The sequence below is a fragment of the Chryseobacterium nakagawai genome (assembly GCF_900637665.1).
In the GTDB taxonomy this organism is placed as follows: Bacteria; Bacteroidota; Bacteroidia; order Flavobacteriales; family Weeksellaceae; genus Chryseobacterium; species Chryseobacterium nakagawai.
This window is the reverse complement of record NZ_LR134386.1, coordinates 1,924,052-1,943,582: the sequence shown is the minus strand read 5'-3', so window position 1 is coordinate 1,943,582 and position 19,531 is coordinate 1,924,052. Positions and strand designations below refer to the sequence as shown.

16 protein-coding genes are annotated in these 19,531 nt (G+C 36.7%); 9 read left to right on the top strand and 7 right to left on the bottom strand.

Going from position 1 to position 19,531, the window contains the following annotated elements:
* Positions 1-67 precede the first annotated feature (67 nt).
* The 3 genes from EL260_RS08925 to EL260_RS08915 are packed head-to-tail and all read left to right on the top strand — an operon-like array spanning position 68 to position 4,209.
* Positions 68-2,464: a hypothetical protein gene (locus EL260_RS08925; protein ID WP_123859823.1), complete on the top strand. Its 2,397-nt coding sequence runs from the start codon at positions 68-70 to the stop codon at positions 2,462-2,464.
* A 32-nt stretch (positions 2,465-2,496) separates the two neighbouring features.
* Positions 2,497-2,733 carry a hypothetical protein gene (locus EL260_RS08920; RefSeq protein ID WP_123859822.1) on the top strand — a complete coding sequence of 79 codons (237 nt, stop codon included), beginning with the start codon at positions 2,497-2,499 and terminating at the stop codon, positions 2,731-2,733.
* A 6-nt stretch (positions 2,734-2,739) separates the two neighbouring features.
* Complete coding sequence (locus EL260_RS08915) at positions 2,740-4,209, top strand: M20/M25/M40 family metallo-hydrolase (RefSeq protein ID WP_123859821.1); 1,470 nt, start codon at positions 2,740-2,742, stop codon at positions 4,207-4,209.
* 123 nt (positions 4,210-4,332) lie between these two features.
* Here the strand turns inward: EL260_RS08915 and ilvA are convergent, their stop codons facing one another.
* The 7 genes from ilvA to folP all read right to left on the bottom strand — a co-directional run bounded on the left by ilvA (position 4,333) and on the right by folP (position 12,685).
* On the bottom strand, positions 4,333-5,595 hold the full coding sequence (ilvA, locus tag EL260_RS08910; protein WP_123859820.1) for a threonine ammonia-lyase IlvA: 1,263 nt from the start codon (positions 5,593-5,595) through the stop codon (positions 4,333-4,335).
* A 13-nt stretch (positions 5,596-5,608) separates the two neighbouring features.
* Positions 5,609-6,655, bottom strand: a complete 1,047-nt coding sequence (gene ilvC / locus EL260_RS08905) for a ketol-acid reductoisomerase (RefSeq protein WP_123859819.1) — start codon at positions 6,653-6,655, stop codon at positions 5,609-5,611.
* A 42-nt stretch (positions 6,656-6,697) separates the two neighbouring features.
* Positions 6,698-6,979, bottom strand: a complete 282-nt coding sequence (locus EL260_RS08900; protein WP_123859818.1) for an ACT domain-containing protein — start codon at positions 6,977-6,979, stop codon at positions 6,698-6,700.
* 14 nt (positions 6,980-6,993) lie between these two features.
* Positions 6,994-8,718, bottom strand: a complete 1,725-nt coding sequence (ilvB, locus tag EL260_RS08895; RefSeq protein WP_123859817.1) for a biosynthetic-type acetolactate synthase large subunit — start codon at positions 8,716-8,718, stop codon at positions 6,994-6,996.
* A gap of 11 nt (positions 8,719-8,729) precedes the next feature.
* Positions 8,730-10,406, bottom strand: a complete 1,677-nt coding sequence (ilvD, locus tag EL260_RS08890; RefSeq protein ID WP_185145901.1) for a dihydroxy-acid dehydratase — start codon at positions 10,404-10,406, stop codon at positions 8,730-8,732.
* A gap of 177 nt (positions 10,407-10,583) precedes the next feature.
* Complete coding sequence (ilvE, locus tag EL260_RS08885; protein WP_123859815.1) at positions 10,584-11,456, bottom strand: branched-chain-amino-acid transaminase; 873 nt, start codon at positions 11,454-11,456, stop codon at positions 10,584-10,586.
* 362 nt (positions 11,457-11,818) lie between these two features.
* On the bottom strand, positions 11,819-12,685 hold the full coding sequence (gene folP, locus EL260_RS08880) for a dihydropteroate synthase (RefSeq protein ID WP_164466620.1): 867 nt from the start codon (positions 12,683-12,685) through the stop codon (positions 11,819-11,821).
* A gap of 245 nt (positions 12,686-12,930) precedes the next feature.
* Here folP and EL260_RS08875 point away from each other — a divergent pair, with 245 nt between their 5' ends.
* From EL260_RS08875 to EL260_RS08850, 6 genes are all read left to right on the top strand, one after another.
* The gene (locus tag EL260_RS08875) at positions 12,931-13,497 is read left to right on the top strand and encodes a DUF1599 domain-containing protein (protein ID WP_123859814.1); all 567 of its coding nucleotides are present in this window, start codon (positions 12,931-12,933) and stop codon (positions 13,495-13,497) included.
* A gap of 1 nt (position 13,498) precedes the next feature.
* A complete protein-coding gene (locus EL260_RS08870; RefSeq protein ID WP_123859813.1) occupies positions 13,499-14,608 on the top strand; it encodes a BT_3928 family protein in 1,110 nt (369 codons plus the stop codon).
* Between the two features lie 112 nt (positions 14,609-14,720).
* Positions 14,721-15,068 (top strand): TerB family tellurite resistance protein, encoded by a 348-nt coding sequence (locus tag EL260_RS08865; RefSeq protein WP_123859812.1) that lies wholly within the window; start codon positions 14,721-14,723, stop codon positions 15,066-15,068.
* Positions 15,069-15,093: 25 nt separating this feature from the next.
* Positions 15,094-17,220 (top strand): S9 family peptidase, encoded by a 2,127-nt coding sequence (locus EL260_RS08860; RefSeq protein ID WP_123859811.1) that lies wholly within the window; start codon positions 15,094-15,096, stop codon positions 17,218-17,220.
* A gap of 70 nt (positions 17,221-17,290) precedes the next feature.
* Positions 17,291-18,049 carry a triose-phosphate isomerase gene (gene tpiA / locus EL260_RS08855; protein ID WP_123319891.1) on the top strand — a complete coding sequence of 253 codons (759 nt, stop codon included), beginning with the start codon at positions 17,291-17,293 and terminating at the stop codon, positions 18,047-18,049.
* A 245-nt stretch (positions 18,050-18,294) separates the two neighbouring features.
* A complete protein-coding gene (locus tag EL260_RS08850) occupies positions 18,295-19,452 on the top strand; it encodes a helix-turn-helix domain-containing protein (RefSeq protein WP_123859810.1) in 1,158 nt (385 codons plus the stop codon).
* Positions 19,453-19,531 lie beyond the last annotated feature (79 nt).

Below are 19,531 nucleotides of genomic sequence, written 5' to 3'. Positions count from 1 at the left end.
AATGTTATACTGTGTTAAAAACTTTTCCAGCACAATAAATATCATTAATTTTACCTAGTTTTTTTAAATGAAAAGGGGTTTACAGTTATTATTTTTTATGATCTGCTTTTTGGGGTATTCACAACTGAAAATTAAAGTTGTTGATGGCTCTACTCAAAAGCCTATCTCCAATGCCAAGGTTTTTTGTGGCAATACTATACTTGGCTATACCAATACTCTGGGCGTTCTGGAGTTTAAAACCACCTGCCTGAATATTGAGGTTGAAGCTGAATCTTTCCAAAAGGAAACAACAACTGTGGAAAGCAGCATGGAGGTTTCTCTGACTAAAAAATCTTCAAATACCACCCATATTGAAACAGTCGTGATTGAAGATAAAAGTGACCCGAGAGCTTTGGAAATCCTGAAAAAAGTTAACAAACTATTCAATGAGAACTCGCCTAAAAGCTTGGGCTCCTATGCATATAAATCATATGAAAAAATTTCTCTAGACATTGATGAAGACAGTCTTTCTCAATTTAACCAGTATTTTAACGACTTAAATTTTTTCAAGAAAAAGAGGGAAAAAGACTCACTGAATAACATCAATGCAAGGAAAATATTTGCGAAAAGTAAACTTTTTCTCTGGGAAAGAGCTCAGGAATTTCTATACTCTAAAAAATATGGTGAAAAAATCAATATTCTGGACAATAGAATTTCCGGGCTGAAACAGCCGGTCTATGAGATGATCGCCCTTCAGCAAAGCAATAGGGATATTGTTCCTGAACAGGTGAAGCCAGAAAACAGAGGTCTTTACAGATACTTTCTTTCTGATACCATAGAACTTGACGGAAGAAAAAACTTTGTCATTCGCTTCCGTGAGGTTAATTATAAAAATCCAGACAAAAAAAGAAAATATACCGGAGCAATTTACATCGATACAGAAACTTACGGAATCAAAAAAATTGAAAATTTCAGTAAAAATAAAAATGACGGAATTATTACCAGTACCTGGGTTTTCTACAACAACAAATGGTTTCTTGCCCATGAAAAGACTAAACTTAAAATGGGAAAAATGGCTATGGGTGACAAAGAGCATGCTGATAAAAAGGATAAAAAGAGCTTTGGAACCTATGCTTTTCTTACGTCAAAATATTTTGATTTTCAATCTCCCATCGAAGAGAATGCCAAAGACTTCAAAGGATATACTTTCGATGTAAAAAGTATTGACGGACATTCTCTTGATCGATACAGAACCGAGCCTCTTACAGAAAGGGAGCAAAATACGTATAAAACCATCGACAGTCTTGGTAAAAAATATAAAATAGACAGTAAAGCACAGATTATTTCCGGATTGCTTAACGGGCAGATCAGAGTGGGTGTTGTAGATTTTGCCGTAGATGAAATTGCCAACTATAATTCCTATGAAGGATTCAGACTGGGAGTAAAAGCTAAGATTAATGAAAACTTCAATCCTTATTTCTCTCCGGATTATTATTTTGCATATGGAGTAAAAGACCGAAGATGGAAATACGGAATGGGAATAGACATCAAAACAACATTGGAAAAGAACTCCTTTTTCAGATTTGATTTTTATGATGATGTAACTGCTTCAGGGGAATTTTACAGAAGACTCTGGAATTTCAAAATGAGGATGATGAACTTTGGAAACAATCTGAACAACGATAAGTATTTCCACTTCAAAGGCGCCTCATTATCTTATCTGAATGATGTTACAAACGGTCTTACCCTAGCCCTTGCTGTAAGAAGAAATATTGAAGAAGCTCAATTTGATTACCAGTTCATGGATGGTGGATCTTCCTTCAAGAATTTCAATACACTGTTTACGTTAAAGTATTCACCGAATTCTACTAATATTATGACCCCTCAGGGAAAATCTCTGATCGATCAGAAGTATCCGGAGTTGTATTTCAACTATGAGCAGAGTTATAAAATGGCTGGTGGAAGTTTCAATTATTCCCGTTTTGATGCCCTTTTTGTTCATAATTTTAAAACAGCAATCGGAACAACAGGTTTCAGATTGTATGGTGGAGTTGTTTTAGGAGAAGCTCCAATCTGGAAGAATTTTACAATGAACGGGCTTGCTTCTCCGGGTAAAGATTTTAATTTTAACCTTACTTCGTTTCTTGGGTTTGCAACTTTGGAGGGTGGAAAATATTACAACGATAAATTTGTTGCTTATTATTTTACTCATAAACTGCCGTTTTACTTTAAAAGTTTTGGACATAATGTTTCCAGCTTTGATTTTGTACTGCGTGGAACGATTGGAGATATGAAGCATCCAGAATACCATCAGTTCAGATTTAAAAAATTAGATCACCTGTACCAGGAAGTAGGTTTGGAATGGAACAACTTCCTTTCCAGCTATTTCAATCTGGGGTTATTCTATAGGGTAGGATATTATGCTACCCCACACTTTAAGCAGAATTTCGCCATTCAGTTTAAATTGAAGTTCCTTGAATTTTAATCAAGAATAAATTATACTTACAATAAAATAATATGCAAAGAATAGAGATCAAAGCGGAAGACTTTTTTGAATTATTAAAATTAAAAGATACTTCTATGTGGGCTATTTTCTCACAGATGATTGATGGTAATGAAAAAGAAATCATATTTTTAGATCACGAAGGTAAAATCCTTTTCAACTATATTTTACCAGCTGATGCAGAGAAACTGGAAGAAGACAGAAAAGAGTTCTCCAAACAGTTTGCTGACAAGCTTGGTAGCCTAAATTAAAAGCCAATGAATAAGAATTATATTTTTTCTTTACTGGGTCTTCTTGTATTCAGTATCGGAAATGCTCAAAGCTATAAAAAACCTTTAGTATCAGCCATCAAAGAAGCTGATCTGAAAAAGGATATGTATGAATTGGCTGCAGATCAGTTCTGGGGTCGTGAAGCAGGAACTCTGGATGAGTTAAAAGTATCGATGTGGCTGGCTGACAAAGCCAAGGAAGCAGGAATGAAACCTGCCGGTGACCATGGTACTTTTTTCCAGTTTTTTGATATGTACAGACATCAGACAACTCCGCAAAGCAGCCTGAAAATCGGAGATACTCCATTGAAAATATGGAAGGATTTTCTAGTAGCAGAGCCAGTAAATGCTTCTGTAGATGCTGAAATTGTCTATGCAGGAAATACTGAACCTGAAGATCTAGCCAAACTAAATCTTAAAGGAAAAGTGCTTGCAGTAAATGCTTCTGACAAAAACATTGATAAAGATATGACTCTTTTTGTAAGAAGATATCCAGGATTTGTGAGGACAAAATACTACAACAAAGCGACTGAACTGGGAGCAAAAGCAATCATTTTCATCACAGATGATATTTCAGAAAAAAGCTGGGTAGAAGTACTTCCTCAAATGACAAGAGGAAGCTATGGTGTGGAAGGCTTAAGAGAAAAAATAACGAACAATATTCCTGTTCTTTGGATTAAAAGAGAGAATACAAACTGGGTAAAAAGCAACCCTAAGATTTCCCTTAACCTGATGACTGAAACATACAAATATCCTTCAGTAAATATCATTGGAAAAATTGAAGGAACAGATCCTGTTCTTAAAAAAGAATATGTTCTGTTGAGCGGACATCAGGATCATGACGGAATCAGACATCCTGTAAAAAACGACACCATCTACAACGGTGCTGATGATAATGCCAGTACGTGTGTTGCCATGCTGGCCATGGCAAGAGCTTACAAAAAGCAACCGGGAAAAAGAAGCATTCTGTTTGTATTCCATGGAGCTGAAGAAAGAGGCTTACTAGGTTCAAGATGGCATGCTGCTCACCCTGTAGTTCCGAAGGAGAGTATTGTAGCTGTGTTGAATGGTGATATGATCGGAAGAAATGATAATAATGAAGCCGCTTTATTAGGCGGAAATGCTCCGCATAAAAACTCTGAAGAGCTTGTAAAAATGGCTGAAGATGCTAATAACGAAAGTACAAAATTCAAGTATTTAAAAGATTGGGATTCTCCGAATCATGCTGAGTATTTCTATTTCAGAAGTGATCATCTTCCGTATGCCAAAGTGGGTATTCCCGCCATATTCTTTACCAGTGTGCTCCATGATCAGTATCACACTCCACAGGATGAATCTGAAAACATCAATTACAAGAAGTTATATAAAATGACAGAATGGATGTACAGAACTTCCTGGAAAGTTGCCAATGAGACTGAACGTCCGAAAGTAATTTCAAATTTTACGCTTGAACGATAAAATGACCAAATCCGGCTCACTGAAGTGAGCCGGATTTTTCTTGTTTTAATTCCACGGGTGCACCAATAAAATCATTAAGGCATTCGTGGTTAGGGTTAGATTTTAGAATCATCTTTATAACAACTAAATCAGCAGATTCATCAAAGACGGATCATTGTTCAGGTAGTTGACAAAAAAATCCTGTCTTTTCATGTTGTCCATTAGGGGTGTGAAATCCTCTTTTTGTTTCACCGCAATTCCTACTACCGCAATTCCTTTTTCTTTTGAATTTTTCTGAGTGTATTCAAAAAAAGTAATATCATCATTAGGCCCAAGCACATCCATTACAAAAGTTTTCAATGCTCCCGGACGTTGTGGGAATCTTACCAGAAAATAATGTTTCAAGTTGGCATACAGCAAAGCTTTTTCTTTGATTTCTTCCATTCTGGTAATATCATTATTACTTCCACTGATAATACAAATTACATTTTTTCCTTCGATCTGATCTTTATATTTTTCTAAAGCAGCCACAGAAAGAGCACCGGCCGGCTCCACCACGATAGCATCTTTATTATATAATGAAAGTATCGTTTCACACACAAGCCCTTCCTCTACGGTAACTACATCATATAATGTATTTTTACAAAGTTCAAACGTGAGATCCCCTACCTTTTGCACAGCTGCACCATCTACAAATCGGCTTATTTTATCAAGATGAAAGGGCTTACCATTTTCCAGAGCCTTTTTCATGCTTGCCGCTGCGGAAGGTTCCACTCCAATGATTTTGGTTTGGGGAGATAATTCTTTAAACACAGAACAAATACCTGCAGCCAACCCACCACCTCCTATTGGTACAAAAAGATAATCAATAGGTTCATCAGATTGTTCAAGGATTTCCAATGCCGTTGTAGCCTGCCCTTCAATAATCGCAGGATCATCAAATGGATGAATGAATGTTCCGTCATTTTCATTACAAAACCTCATCGCAGCATCTTTTGCTTCATCAAAGGTATCTCCCTGCAAAACAACATCAATGTAGTTGCCACCAAACATTTTAACCTGCTCCAGCTTTTGACCGGGAGTAGGTAAAGGCATAAAAATAGTACCTTTCACCTCCATGGTATTGCAGGCAAAAGCAACTCCCTGAGCATGATTTCCTGCGCTGGCACAAACAATGCCACGGGAAAGCTCTTCCTCTAACATCGTTGACATCTTATTGTATGCCCCACGAATTTTATAAGATCTCACCCTTTGAAGGTCTTCTCTTTTAAATTGTACTTGAGCATTATAAACTCCTGATAAATTATTATTAACAGCTAAAGGAGTTCTGACACAAACATTTTTAAGTCTTTCGGCCGCTTGGTAAACTTTATCCAATACAGATAAATAGGTTTCTCCCGTCTTCATTCTTCTTTTGGTATTAATTATTTTCGGGTCTCAGGCTTCGTACAGTTTTTCCCGCCTTCCACATTTCACTCTCTCTCAATTCTGTTAATTCAACTTCCAAATTTTCTCTGTAATCAGGTTTACTATTACTATCAATTGATCTTTGTGCTTCATTTCCTGCAGCAACATTATCATACAATTCTTCAAATAAAGGAGAAGTTGCATCTCTGAAACGCTTCCACCAATCCAAAGCTCCTCTTTGAGCAGTTGTACTGCAGTTCGCATACATCCAATCCATTCCGTTTTCAGCTACCAGTGGCATCAATGATTGGGTAAGTTCTTCTACCGTTTCGTTGAAAGCTTCTGATGGACTATGCCCATTTTTTCTCAAAACATCATATTGTGCTGCAAATATTCCTTGCACCGCTCCCATCAACGTTCCTCTTTCTCCGGCAAGATCGCTGTACACTTCTTTTTTAAAGTCTGTTTCAAATAAATATCCGCTTCCTATGGCAATTCCCAGAGCGGTCACTCTTTCTCTTGCTTTTCCTGTTGCATCCTGATAAACAGCAAAACTGCTATTCAGTCCTCTATCCTGAAGAAACATTCTTCTTAATGAAGTTCCTGATCCCTTTGGAGCTACCAAAAAGACATCTACATCTGCCGGAGGAACAATTCCTGTACGTTCATTAAAGGTAATTCCAAACCCGTGAGAGAAATACAAAGCTTTTCCAGGGGTAAGATGTTGCTTTACTTTTGGCCAGTATTCAATTTGTGCCGCATCACTCAACAGATAGCAGATAATCGTTCCTTTTTCTAAGGCTTCTTCAATTTCAAATAAGGTTTCACCCGGAACAAAACCATCTGCCACTGCCTTATCCCAGGATTTAGAGTTTTTTCTCTGTCCTACGATCACATTAATTCCATTGTCTTTCTGGTTCAGTGCCTGTCCCGGCCCCTGTACACCATACCCGATTACCGCTACTACTTCATCTTTTAATACTTCCTGAGCTTTTTTCAACGGAAATTCTTCTCTTGTTACTACGTTTTCCTCTACTCCTCCGAAATTTAATTTTGCCATTTTCTATAATTTTATTTTATTGTTTATAATTTTGATTTCGCCTTAGCTAGCGTGTTCTATTGCTGTGAAATATGGATTTTTATGATAATGAACCTCCAGTACATCTACCTGCTTTTCCATTTGTCTGGTGATCTTCTGAACAGATTCTTCGGTTTCTCTGATCGTAATCACAAACTTTTTTATGTTCTCCGTTTCAGAGGGTCCCATATTAAAATTTGTCATGGAAATTCTCCTTCTTGAAAAAATAGCATTAATCCTGCTAATCAGTCCCAAACAATCTTCTGTATAGGCTGTTATGGTATATTCTTTATTTTCTGTTTTCATATTTTCTATTTATTTTATGGTTGATTATTTAATACAATCTCCGAAACACTTTTGCCCTGAGGAATCATCGGAAAAACATTGTGTTTTTTTCCTGTCATCACTTCCAGCAGAAATGCTCCTTTATGGGTAAGCATTTCATCAAGCGCTTCTTTTAGGTCTTCTCTCTGAGTCACTTTTCTTCCCTGAATATGATAGCCATTTGCCACCTTTACAAACTCCGGGCTCTGAATTTCCACGGAAGAATAACGCTCTTCATGAAACAGCTCCTGCCATTGTCTTACCATCCCTAGATAGCTGTTATTGAGAATTAAAATTTTAACTTCCGGATGATACTGCATGATTGTTCCTAGCTCCTGAATGTTCATCTGAGCACCACCATCTCCCATTATGGCAATAACAGGGAAATGATGTTCTCCATAAGCAGCCCCTATTGCCGCAGGAAGACAGAATCCCATTGTTCCCAATCCCCCACTGGTAATATTGGTTCTTGAATGTTGAAAATTGGAATATCTGCAGGTGATCATCTGATGCTGTCCTACATCGGTTACAATAACCGCTTCCCCTTTTGTGATTTCATTGAGACATCTGATCACCTCTCCCATCGTGATCTCTTCTTCCTTAGGATACAGCTCATCATTGATGAGATTGATGCTTTCAACTTCCATGCAGTCTTTAAACCTTTGATGCCATTCCGGATGTTCTCTTTTTTGGATCAATGCTGTAAGAAGTGGCAAGGTTTCTTTACAATTTCCGAGAACCGGAACATCCACTTTTACATTTTTATTGATTTCTGATGCGTCAATTTCCAGGTGAATAATCTTGGCTTGTTTTGCATACTGATCCAATCTTCCGGTCACCCGGTCATCAAAACGCATTCCTACGGTAATCAATACATCACATTGATTGGTAAGAATATTAGGACCGTAATTTCCATGCATTCCTACCATTCCAACTGCCTGTGGATGATCTGTGGGAAGAACACCCATTCCTAAAACAGTCCATGCTACCGGAATTCCTGATTTTTCTGCAAATTCTAAGAACTCACGCTCTGCTTTTCCCAGCATAATTCCCTGTCCGGCAATAATGAACGGGCGTTCTGCATGGTTCATAAGTTCCGCTGCCTGTTCAATATTTTCCAGCGATGGTACAGGATCAGGTTTATAACTTCTTAAGAAATGACAAGGATGATATCCTTTGTATGAAGCTTTCTGTAACTGGGCATTTTTTGTAACATCAATAAGCACAGGTCCCGGACGCCCTGATTTTGCGATATAAAATGCTTTTGCCAGGACTTCAGGCAACTCATTGGCATCTGTTACCTGATAATTCCATTTGGTAACAGGGCTTGTAATATTCATCACATCAATTTCCTGAAAGGCGTCTGTTCCTAAAAGATGTTCAAATACCTGACCCGTAATACATACCAACGGCGTGTTATCCAACAAAGCATCCGCTAAGCCTGTCACCAAATTGGTTGCTCCGGGGCCACTGGTAGCCATAACTACTCCTACTTTCCCGGAAACCCTGGCCAACCCTTGTGCTGCATGTACAGCTGCCTGCTCATGACGAACAAGAATATGCTCCAACTGATCTTTATAATCATAAAGCGCATCATAAATAGGAATGATTGCTCCGCCGGGATACCCGAAAACAGTTTTCACTCCTTCCTGAAGAAATGCTTCAAGAATAATACGGCTTCCACTCAGTTCTCTTGCTGTTGATTGATTTAAATTCTTCATAACGTTTGAGGTTAAATTTCATCCGTTACACAGCCTTCAGCGGCGGATGATACGGTTAGTGCATATTTATAGAGTAATCCTTTTTTAACTTTCAGAGCTGGTTTTTGCCAGCCTTGTTTTCTTTTTTCAATCTCTTCTTCCGAAACCTTAAGCTGTATTGTATTGTTTACAGCATCTATTTCTATAAGATCATCATCTTCTACAAAGGCAATCAATCCGCCCTCATGAGCTTCGGGAGTGATATGCCCCACCACAAATCCATGAGTTCCACCACTAAACCTTCCATCCGTAATCAAAGCGACACTGCTTCCTAACCCTGCACCTATCAAAGCACTTGTAGGTTTCAGCATTTCAGGCATTCCGGGAGCTCCTTTAGGTCCTTCGTTACGGATCACAATCACATCTCCGTGTTGTACTGTTCCGTCTGCAATTCCTTTGATGAGGTTCTTCTCTCCGTCAAATACACGGGCTTTCCCTACAAACCGTTCTCCTTCTTTACCTGTGATTTTAGCAACACTTCCCTTTTCAGCAAGGTTTCCATACAGAATTCTCAAATGACCGGTAGGTTTTATAGGGTTTGATAAGGGTTTTATAATCTTCTGAGTATTAAAATCCAGTGTGGGAATATCTTTCAAATTTTCGGCTAATGTTTTTCCGGTAACCGTCAGACAATCTCCGTGTAATAATCCTTCTTCCAACAGATATTTCATGACGGCAGGTATTCCGCCATGCTCATGTAAATCCTGCATCAGATATTTCCCGCTTGGTTTTAGATCGGCCAGCATAGGGGTACAATCACTCATGGTTTGAAAATCATCCTGAGTAAGAGATACCTCTACGCTTTTAGCCATGGCTATAAAATGCAGCACGGCATTGGTACTCCCTCCTAAAACAACAATCACACGAAGCGCATTTTCAAAAGCTTTTCTGGTCATGATGTCTGAAGGTTTAATATCTTTTTCTAAAAGGATCTTCAGGTATTTTCCTGCTTCCAGGCATTCATCCTGTTTCTCTTTACTTAAAGCTGGATTAGAAGATGAGTACGGGAGGCTCATTCCCAATGCTTCTATGGCTGAAGCCATTGTATTAGCCGTATACATTCCGCCACAGGCACCTGCTCCGGGACAAGAGTTTTTAATTACTCCATCCAAATCTTCTTCAGATATCTCACCTGCAATTTTCTTCCCTAAGGCTTCAAACGCCGAGACAATATTTAATGTTTCTCCTTTGTAGCATCCCGGAGCAATCGTTCCCCCATATACCATCAGTGAAGGTCTGTTCAGTCTTCCCATTGCAATGATGGTTCCCGGCATATTTTTATCACATCCGGGCAAAGCAATAAGTCCGTCATAATACTGAGCGCCACAGATGGCTTCAATACTGTCCGCAATCACATCTCTGCTTACGAGTGAATAGCGCATTCCATCAGTTCCATTGCTCATTCCATCGCTTACTCCAATGGTGTTAAAAATCAATCCTGCTAGTCCATGATCCCAGGTACCTTTTTTGACGACTTTGGCAAGATCATTCAGGTGCATGTTACAGGTATTTCCATCATATCCCATACTTGCAATCCCAATTTGTGCTTTCTGCATGTCTTCTTCTGTAAAACCAATCCCGTATAGCATTGCTTTTGCGGCTGGCTGCTCACTATTTTGTGTGAATGTTTTTGAATATTTATTTAGCATATTATCCTGCATTTGCTGTTCTTCCAGTCTCTTAAATGATTCTTTTTTACTTAATTTTGGGTCAAAACTACAGCTTGTAATATTTTTTAATTTTCAAATTTTCAAAAAATTACAATACTCAATTGTTCAAAAATCAACAATAACAAATTGTTAATCAACTCATTATTATTTACAATTTTACAATGACAAAACTCTCACCAATTTCAAATAAGCCTGTTGTACCTTTTCACTTGCCGTGTCTTCCCATTCTTTAGTAAAAGGCACATCATCCAGTGAATCCAATGCCACAATCTCAGCTGCCGTACCACAGAAAAATGCAGCATCAGCACCTCTCATTTCTTCAGGTTTAAAGAAGGTTTCCTTAACCGGAATATTCAGTTCATCACATATTTCAAAGACAGTCTGACGGGTAATTCCGGGAAGAATACTTCCCTTTGCCGGAGTAAATAATGTTCCGTCTTTTTCATAAAAAACATTGGCTCCTGAGCTTTCTGCTACATTTCCATTTTCATCCAGAACTAAGGCTTCATCATACCCTTTGTCTTTCGCATCCTGACAAGCTAAGATTGAATTCACATAATGTCCACCAACTTTAGCTTCTACTTTAAAGGCTTTGGGATTAGGACGTTGAAAACCTGAAGTCATAATCTTCATTTTATCTGCCAGATAACCATTGCTCCACTCCCATGCTAATAAAGACAGGTAAGACTCTTTGCCTTTTGAAAGAGACATATTGGGCGAACAGGTGATCAGAGGACGGATATACGCATCTGCAAAGCCATTTAGCTCTAACAATTCGTAGGTAAGTTCTGTAAGCTGATCTGCGGAGTAATCGAAAGGAATATGCATGAGTTCTGCCGATTTTTTTAATCTTTCGTAATGTTCTTTAGCTTTAAAAATCCTGGTTCCATGAGCTGTGCTATAAGATTTGATTCCTTCAAAAACAGAATATCCATAGTGAAGAGATTGTCCGTAAAGATTGGTTCCTGCGTCTTTGGCTTTCATGAAGTTTCCGTCAAAATAGATGACCGTGTCGTCGTTGTAATACATGTTATAGTGGGTTAAAAATTAAAAAATGAGAATAAAAAAAGCCCTCTCACAGTGTGAGAGGGCTCAATATATGTACAGTCATACATCTTCCGTCTCACATACGTAAGGGAATAATAATGACGATAATAATTACTGCGAATAACTGATACATAGTTGTATTCTAAAAATTAAACAAAAAAAAGCCGCTTCAAATATGAAACGGCCTATATATTTTAAAGAAAATCTATTCTAAAGTGCCGTTTCCTGACTGTTGTAAATGACAACAGCTGCAATAGAAATGACAATAATATTTTTCTGATTCGTAAAATTCATACTGCAAATGTATAAACTTTTTAAAAACCCACAAGTTTTTTTATCACTTTTTATTTTTTCTGTAAAAAACAATTGAGGGTTTTCTTTGCTTCAGCCACATCATGAACTCTTACAATTTTAGCACCTTGTTCCAGAACCAACATATGTAATTTCTGCGTTTCTTCATTGATATCAAGTGGAGATCTTCCAAGGGGTTTATAGATAAATGATTTTCTAGAAATACCAATTAGCAAAGGAAATTTTCCAAACCCTAAATATTTAACCTCATCGATCATTTTCATCTGATCTTCTACTGTTTTTCCAAAGCCAAAGCCAGGATCAAGGATGATATCTTTTACCCCTTTTTGTAACAGTTCATTAGTTTTTTCAGAAAAATATCGGTTCACGTCCAATGTTATATCCTCAAACTGAATCTTATCATGCATGGTTTCATAAGATGGATTGATATGCATCAAAATGTATGGAAGCTTGGTTTCTGCCACTGTCTCAAACATTTTTTCATCATACTGTCCGCCTGAGATATCATTAATCATATCGATCCCTTCATTGAAGCCGAATCTCACTGTTTCTGCATAAAATGTGTCCAAAGAAATCAATACTTCTGGAAATTCTTTTTTAATGTTAGAAATCATATTCCCAATCCTTTGAACTTCCTGTTCACTGCTCAAAAACTCAGCATTGGGACGGGTAGATTGCGGACCAATATCAATAATTTCAGCCCCATCTTTCAACAGCTTCTCAGCATGCTCTAATGCCAGCTTTTCGTCATTAAATTTTCCTCCATCTGAGAATGAATCCGGAGTAAGATTGAGGATCCCCATGATCTTTGGTCTATCCAGTTGTACCAGTCGGCCATTACAGTTGATAGAATGGGCTTGAGCGTTTGAGAGTTCCAGAGTTTTAGAGTTTGAAAGCATAGGAGTTTATAAATGATGAATGATAATTGATACATGATTTTATCTCCTGCAAAATTAGTGATTTGCACTTGGAATGGGAAGCTAATACCCAAAAATTAGCTCTCCTTAATTACTTATTTCCACTCGATACTCTCACACTCTCTTACACTCCTACTCTAAAACCCTGCAACTCTCAAACATGATTCCCCTCAGACTCGTTTCATAAACAAAACCGAATTCGTATATTTGGAAGATTAAGAAATTTTATGTCAAAAACATCAGTACAGTTCGAGAAAGTTATCAGTCAGTGTCGTGATCTTTTCAGTAAAAAGCTACAGGATTACGGACCAGCGTGGAGGGTTTTAAGACCGAGTTCCATTACGGATCAGATTTATATCAAAGTCAACAGAATCCGTACGCTGCAAATGACTGATGTAAAAATGGTGGATGAAAGTGAAGAAGATGAATTTATCGCGATTGTCAATTACTCTATCATTGGGCTTATTCAGCTTGAAAAAGGGCTTTCCAATGATTTTAATGAAAATAAGGAAGAAATTTTAAGTCTGTATGACAAATATTCTCAGGAAGCTCAAGCTTTAATGGAAAGAAAAAACCATGATTATGGGGAAGCATGGAGAGATATGAGAATCTCTTCTATTACAGATCTTATTTATCAGAAAGTACTGAGAACCAAACAAATTGAGGATAACCAGGGAAAAACCATAGTTTCAGAAGGCCTTGATGCCAACTATTTCGATATGCTAAATTATGCTGTTTTCTGCCTGATTAAATTCTCTGAACAAAAAAACCAATTCGAACCCAAAACTATTTAACATGATCAAAGGTTTATTACGCTTTATTATCGCTGTCATTTTTATCCTTTCCGGCTTTGTAAAAGCTGTGGATCTCGTAGGATTCTCTTTTAAGATGGAGGAATATTTTTCACCTGCTGTCTTCAATATGCCGTTTTTTGAAAAATTTGCCCTGCTGTTTTCAATTATCGTTGTGGTACTGGAGCTTTTCCTAGGATTTATGTTGCTGCTGAAAATGAAGCTTAAATTTACCTTATCAGCTTTAATTGCACTTTGCGTGTTCTTTGGCTTCCTTACCTTCTATTCTGCCTATTTCAATGTGGTTACAGATTGCGGATGTTTCGGAGATGCTATTAAATTTACGCCCTGGCAGAGTTTCTTTAAAGATGTGGTTCTTCTTGTAGGACTGATCATTTTGTTTGTCCTGTACAAAAAAGATTTCCGCAAAACGGATGAATATGGGACAGCCAGAATACAATCTACAGGCAAGTTCAAATATTATATTTTCGCAGCGTTTTCTATAGTGATGATCTACATTATGGCTCAGGGAATTATGCATGAACCCATGATTGATTTCCGTGATTATAAAATCGGTACAGACATCAAAGGGGAGAAAGAAAAAATTACTAAAAACCCATCTGAGTACAAGACTTTTTATTCCCTGAAAAATCAAAAAACAGGTGAAGTTTTAAAAGTGAATCAGGATGAGTACATCAAGGAAACAAAATACTGGGCAGAAGGTTCTCCATGGAAAATTGAAGAAGGAAAAAATGAATCTGTTCTTGTAAAAGAAGGTTATAAATCTGAGATTGTAAAATTCAAGATTGAAGATCCTACAGGAATGGAACTTACTGATGAAATCATCAAAGCCCCAAAAGCTATTCTGGTATTTTCTTATCACCCGAAAGAGGTTTCTGCTGATCTTCTTCAAAAAGTAGAGGCTAAAGTAAATGCCCAGAAAGGAGCACTTATCTATGGAGTTTCTACAGATCAGAATACTTTTAAAACCATTAAAAATGCAATGATGGACGGTACTGCCATTAAAACCATTGCAAGAAGCAACCCTTTTGTACTGGTTCTTCAAAATGGAAAAATTGTTGACAAACAGCCTGGAAAGGATTATATAAAATAAACGTGAATGGTCAATTTTGCTCCGCAAGTGAATAGTAAATTTCAAAAAATAAAGACTAAAGCTTGTAAAGGTCAGACTATATCTATAAACACTAAACTTAATTTTAAAGCTTATGCAAAAATCAAATAAATCAATCGCTGGTTACCACTTATTAATGATCCTTTCTTCTGTAGACGGAGAGTTTGCTCCTGAAGAAGGAATGTTGGTACAGCAATATCTGGCAGATGAATTTCCTTTCAGAATGAACCTTGACAATGAGCTGGAAACATTAGCTCTTTTACAACCTGAAGAGTGGAAAGATCACTTTGAATTTCATGGAAGATGTTTCCTTGATGATTCTACAGAAGATGAACGTGTAAAATTTGCTCAGTTTGCCAAATCTCTGATTAAAGCAGATAATAAGGTAACCGAGGAAGAACATACTTTCTACGTTTTGCTAAAAAACCTATGGGGATTATAATTTTTCTCAAAATCAAAAAACTACCATGAAAAAAATTTATCTAGGGCTATTAGTAATGAGTGCATCCACATTTCAATCTCAGAAATTTCCGGATTTGAAAGCTCCTGTTGCAGAAAAGCAGGAACACATCAGAGAAATCCATGGTGATAAGGTCAATGATCCTTATTACTGGATGATCGATTATTTTAAAAAAGGAAAAGATTCTACCAAAGTTGTTAATTATTTAAAGGCTGAAAACACCTATTGGGAAAGCATGATGAAAGATACGGAACCTTTCAGAGAAAAGCTTTTCCAGGAAATGAAAGCCAGAATCAAAGAGAAAGATGAATCTGTTCCGGTTTTTAAAAACGGATATTATTACTACACTCGTACAGAAGCGGGAAAACAGTATTTTAAATATTGCAGAAAAAAGGGCAGCCTTACCGCTCCTGAAGAGATTCTTCTGGATGTAGACCAACAGGCTGAAGGTCATTCCTATTATTCGGCTTCAGGCTTCAGTATCAGTCCGGATAACACAAAACTTATTTATGGTGTGGATGATGTATCCCGAAGACAGTATAAATTATTTTTAAAAGATCTTTCAACAGGAAAAACCATTGATCTTGGTATTAAAAACACCACAGGATCAACCACATGGGCGAACGATAACAAGACGATATTTTATACCTCTAAGAACCCGGAAACTCTTTTAACGGAAAAGATTTTCAGACATACTCTGGGAACTGATTCTTCAAAGGATGTCCTTGTGTATGAGGAAAAGGATAAAACCAACTATATTGGTGTAGGAAAATCCAAGAATGAGAAATTCATCATGATCTATTCTCAGGCTACCACTTCTTCCGAAACCAGATATCTTGATGCCAATGATCCCAATGGAACATTTAAGGTTTTCCAGCCTAGAATAAAAGATGTGCTGTATGAGGTCACTCCACTGGAAGATAAATTTTTGATCACCACCAATAAGGATGCTCTTAACTTTAAAGTTGTAGAAACTCCTTTAAACAAAACAGGTGTTGAGAACTGGAAAGATTTTATACCTCACAGAAAAGAGGTTCTGATGGAGGGAATTACTGAGTTTAAAAATTATCTTGTATTCAGTGAAAGGCAGAATGGCCTTTCTCAATTGGTAATCTATGATCGAAAAACAGGTAAACAAGACTTTCTTAAATTTGATGAAGCCGCTTATACTGTTTATCCATCAGGAAATCCTGAGTACAATACAGATAATTTCCGTTTTGGGTATACTTCAATGATTACTCCAAGTTCTCAATATGAACAAGACTTAAAGACAGGAAAAAGAATCCTTCTGAAGCAACAAGAAATTTTGGGTGGTTATAATAAAGAAAATTATACTACAGAAAGGCTTTTTGCCACAGCTAAAGACGGAACTAAGATTCCTATTTCAATTGTTTATAAAAAAGGGTTCAAGAAAGATGGTAACAGTCCGTTATTACTGTATGCTTACGGCTCTTACGGAAGCTCTATGGATGCTACCTTCAACAGCAATCGATTAAGCCTTTTAGAGAGAGGTTTTGCCTATGCTATTGCTCATATCCGCGGCGGTCAGGAAATGGGAAGACAATGGTACGAAGACGGGAAAATGATGAAAAAGAAAAATACATTTACTGATTTCATTGATGCGGGAGAATATCTTGTGAAAGAAAAATATACTTCACCAAAACATCTATATGCTCAAGGAGGAAGTGCAGGCGGACTGTTAATGGGAGCTATAGCCAACATGAGCCCAGGTCTTTGGAATGGTATTATTTCACAAGTCCCTTTCGTTGACGTTATCAACACCATGCTTGACACCAGTATTCCTTTGACGACCAATGAATATGATGAATGGGGTAACCCTAACAACAAAGAGGCTTATCTCTATATGAAATCGTATTCTCCCTATGAAAATATCGAAAAGAAAAACTATCCGAATTTATTGGTAACAACAGGTCTTCATGATTCTCAGGTACAATATTTTGAACCTGCAAAATGGGTGGCGAAACTTAGAGATATGAAAACAGATAAAAATGTTTTATTGTTAAAAACAGACATGGATTACGGTCACGGAGGAGCTTCCGGAAGATTTGATTATCTGAAGGATATTGCTTTGGTCTATGCTTTCATGTTTAAATTGGAAGGGATTAATAAATAAGGATTTTGCAGATAACGCAGATTTAAAATGCGAGGTTAATAAAAAAGTAATAAATCAATATATAAATCTTATGAGAAGAAAAATAGTTGCAGGCAACTGGAAAATGAACAAAAATGTAATTGATGCACAACAATTAATGATTCAATTGCTAAGCTATAAAAACAATAATGCAACCAACTGTGAGGTTTGGATCGCTCCACCATCTTTATATTTAATGATGGCTAAAGACATCTTTGAAAAGGATGAAATCGGCGTGTTCTCTCAGGATATGAGCGAGCACGAAAGCGGTGCCTACACAGGAGAAATTTCTGCTGATATGTTAGAATCTATCGACGCTACAGGTTCATTGATCGGACACTCTGAAAGAAGACAATACCACGGGGAAACAGATTCTCACTGCAACAGAAAAGTAAAATTAGCTTTAGATAAAGGTCTTACTCCAATCTATTGTAATGGTGAAACTCTTGAACAGAGAAAAGCAGGTCAACACCTGGAGGTAGTGAAAAATCAAACTGAAGTCGCTCTTTTCACTCTTTCTGCTGAAGAGATCAAAAAAGTAGTTATTGCTTACGAACCGGTTTGGGCTATCGGAACTGGAGAAACAGCAAGCCCGGAACAGGCACAGGAAATTCACGCACACATCAGAAATACTATTGCCGCTAAATACGGACAGGAAGTAGCAGATGAGGTTTCTATCCTTTATGGAGGTTCTGTGAAGCCGGATAATGCAAAAGAAATTTTCTCTCAGCCCGATATTGATGGTGGTCTGATTGGTGGTGCTGCTTTAAAATTAGAGGATTTCTCTAAAATTATTGAGGCTTTCAATTAAAAGAGGTAACATAAAAAAGAGGCGGTCTCTAAAAGATAACATAGTACTCCAGGAATCTACTAAATAGCAAAAGCTATCAGCCAGATGACTATGAGAAACATTATTTTTTGAGACCGCTTTTTTATTATAAAAAACTATATTTACATTTGTTTTGATTTTTAGGAAAAATTAGTTGGGGGTCCAGGATAGGAAGTGAAGACCTCCTGAAGATTTTTATTTTTTATACATCACTTAAAACTACTTAAATGGATTTTTTAAAAACGATCGCTATCATATCTGTTTTTATATTATTCCTTCTTATTTTCTTTTTATTGACCATAAAATCTACTAAAAAACTTTCCAATCAACTTTTTGTAGGATATCTTTTTCTGACAGCTATTGATATTGCCGGAGTTTTCATTGCTGAACCTATCATTAGCATTTATCCAAATTTAGAGATTTTCAGATGGACTGTCATATTATTGAACATTCCCCTATTCTACTTGTATGTTCTATCACTTTGCTATAATGACTTTCAGTTAAAAAGTAAATTCCTTTTACATACAATTCCTTTTATCATTATCAACCTTTTGTTGGCTTCAGGAATTTATGGGGCTGATGATATTGAAAAAAAGTATTTCTTCAAGCATCATCATCAAACCTTTGAAATGATTATTTTCCAATATTTGATAGAAATCCAGTATTTAGTTTACACAATTTTCATTTTCTTGATTTTAAGAAGAACCCGAAATCTCTATCTCCAAAATCAATCTTATTCTGCCAATTTAGTCTTTAAATGGTTGTTTCAAATAACCTTACTTTTTACAGCTGTTCATTATTTTGCAACCTTTAAAAATATATTGAGATATACCGATAATCATCAACTTCTAATTTTCATTAATGGATTTCTGGATATCATTGCATTAATTGTCACGAGCTGGTTTGTTTTAAAAGCATTAAAATATCCTGAATTTTTTAGAGGAGTTGATACTCAGTTACAGATCATAAACGATTTAAAAGGTGAAATACCTTCGAAGATCAAATCAGAAGACCAACAAAAGATCAACGATAACAGTATCAATTTCCAAATCGAATTACTGAACAAATATATGGTAGAAGAAAAGCCTTATTTAGATCCAGCTCTTACGGTTCAAAACCTTGCAGCGCAAATGAATATGTCAACCCGGGAATTGTCCGTTTTAATTAACTCAAATATGAATCAGCATTTTTTTGATTTTGTGAATACACACCGCATCGAAAATGCAATGGAATTATTAAAAAATCATTCTAAAAAAGATTGCACTGTCTTAGAAATCTTATACCAGGTTGGCTTTAATTCAAAATCATCATTTAATACTGCATTTAAAAAATATACTACTTTAACCCCTACAGAATACAGAAATACCTTTTATAAAGCAAATTGATCAACCCTTTTTATTTGGTTCGACTTTTTAAAATCGGTCGCTTTTCGGAAGATAATAATTCAAATTTGTCTGCTATAAA

Coding starts and splice junctions, on each gene's coding strand:
- EL260_RS08875 (WP_123859814.1), top strand. CDS start 12,931: ATGTCAAAAACATCAGTACAGTTCGAGAAAGTTATCAGTCAGTGTCGT.
- EL260_RS08915 (WP_123859821.1), top strand. CDS start 2,740: ATGAATAAGAATTATATTTTTTCTTTACTGGGTCTTCTTGTATTCAGT.
- ilvC (WP_123859819.1), bottom strand. CDS start 6,655: ATGGCAAAATTAAATTTCGGAGGAGTAGAGGAAAACGTAGTAACAAGA.
- ilvE (WP_123859815.1), bottom strand. CDS start 11,456: ATGTATTACAACGACGACACGGTCATCTATTTTGACGGAAACTTCATG.
- EL260_RS08925 (WP_123859823.1), top strand. CDS start 68: ATGAAAAGGGGTTTACAGTTATTATTTTTTATGATCTGCTTTTTGGGG.
- folP (WP_164466620.1), bottom strand. CDS start 12,685: ATGCTTTCAAACTCTAAAACTCTGGAACTCTCAAACGCTCAAGCCCAT.
- ilvB (WP_123859817.1), bottom strand. CDS start 8,718: ATGAAGAATTTAAATCAATCAACAGCAAGAGAACTGAGTGGAAGCCGT.
- EL260_RS08865 (WP_123859812.1), top strand. CDS start 14,721: ATGCAAAAATCAAATAAATCAATCGCTGGTTACCACTTATTAATGATC.
- EL260_RS08860 (WP_123859811.1), top strand. CDS start 15,094: ATGAAAAAAATTTATCTAGGGCTATTAGTAATGAGTGCATCCACATTT.
- EL260_RS08900 (WP_123859818.1), bottom strand. CDS start 6,979: ATGAAAACAGAAAATAAAGAATATACCATAACAGCCTATACAGAAGAT.
- EL260_RS08850 (WP_123859810.1), top strand. CDS start 18,295: ATGGATTTTTTAAAAACGATCGCTATCATATCTGTTTTTATATTATTC.
- EL260_RS08870 (WP_123859813.1), top strand. CDS start 13,499: ATGATCAAAGGTTTATTACGCTTTATTATCGCTGTCATTTTTATCCTT.
- ilvD (WP_185145901.1), bottom strand. CDS start 10,406: ATGCTAAATAAATATTCAAAAACATTCACACAAAATAGTGAGCAGCCA.
- EL260_RS08920 (WP_123859822.1), top strand. CDS start 2,497: ATGCAAAGAATAGAGATCAAAGCGGAAGACTTTTTTGAATTATTAAAA.
- tpiA (WP_123319891.1), top strand. CDS start 17,291: ATGAGAAGAAAAATAGTTGCAGGCAACTGGAAAATGAACAAAAATGTA.
- ilvA (WP_123859820.1), bottom strand. CDS start 5,595: ATGAAGACGGGAGAAACCTATTTATCTGTATTGGATAAAGTTTACCAA.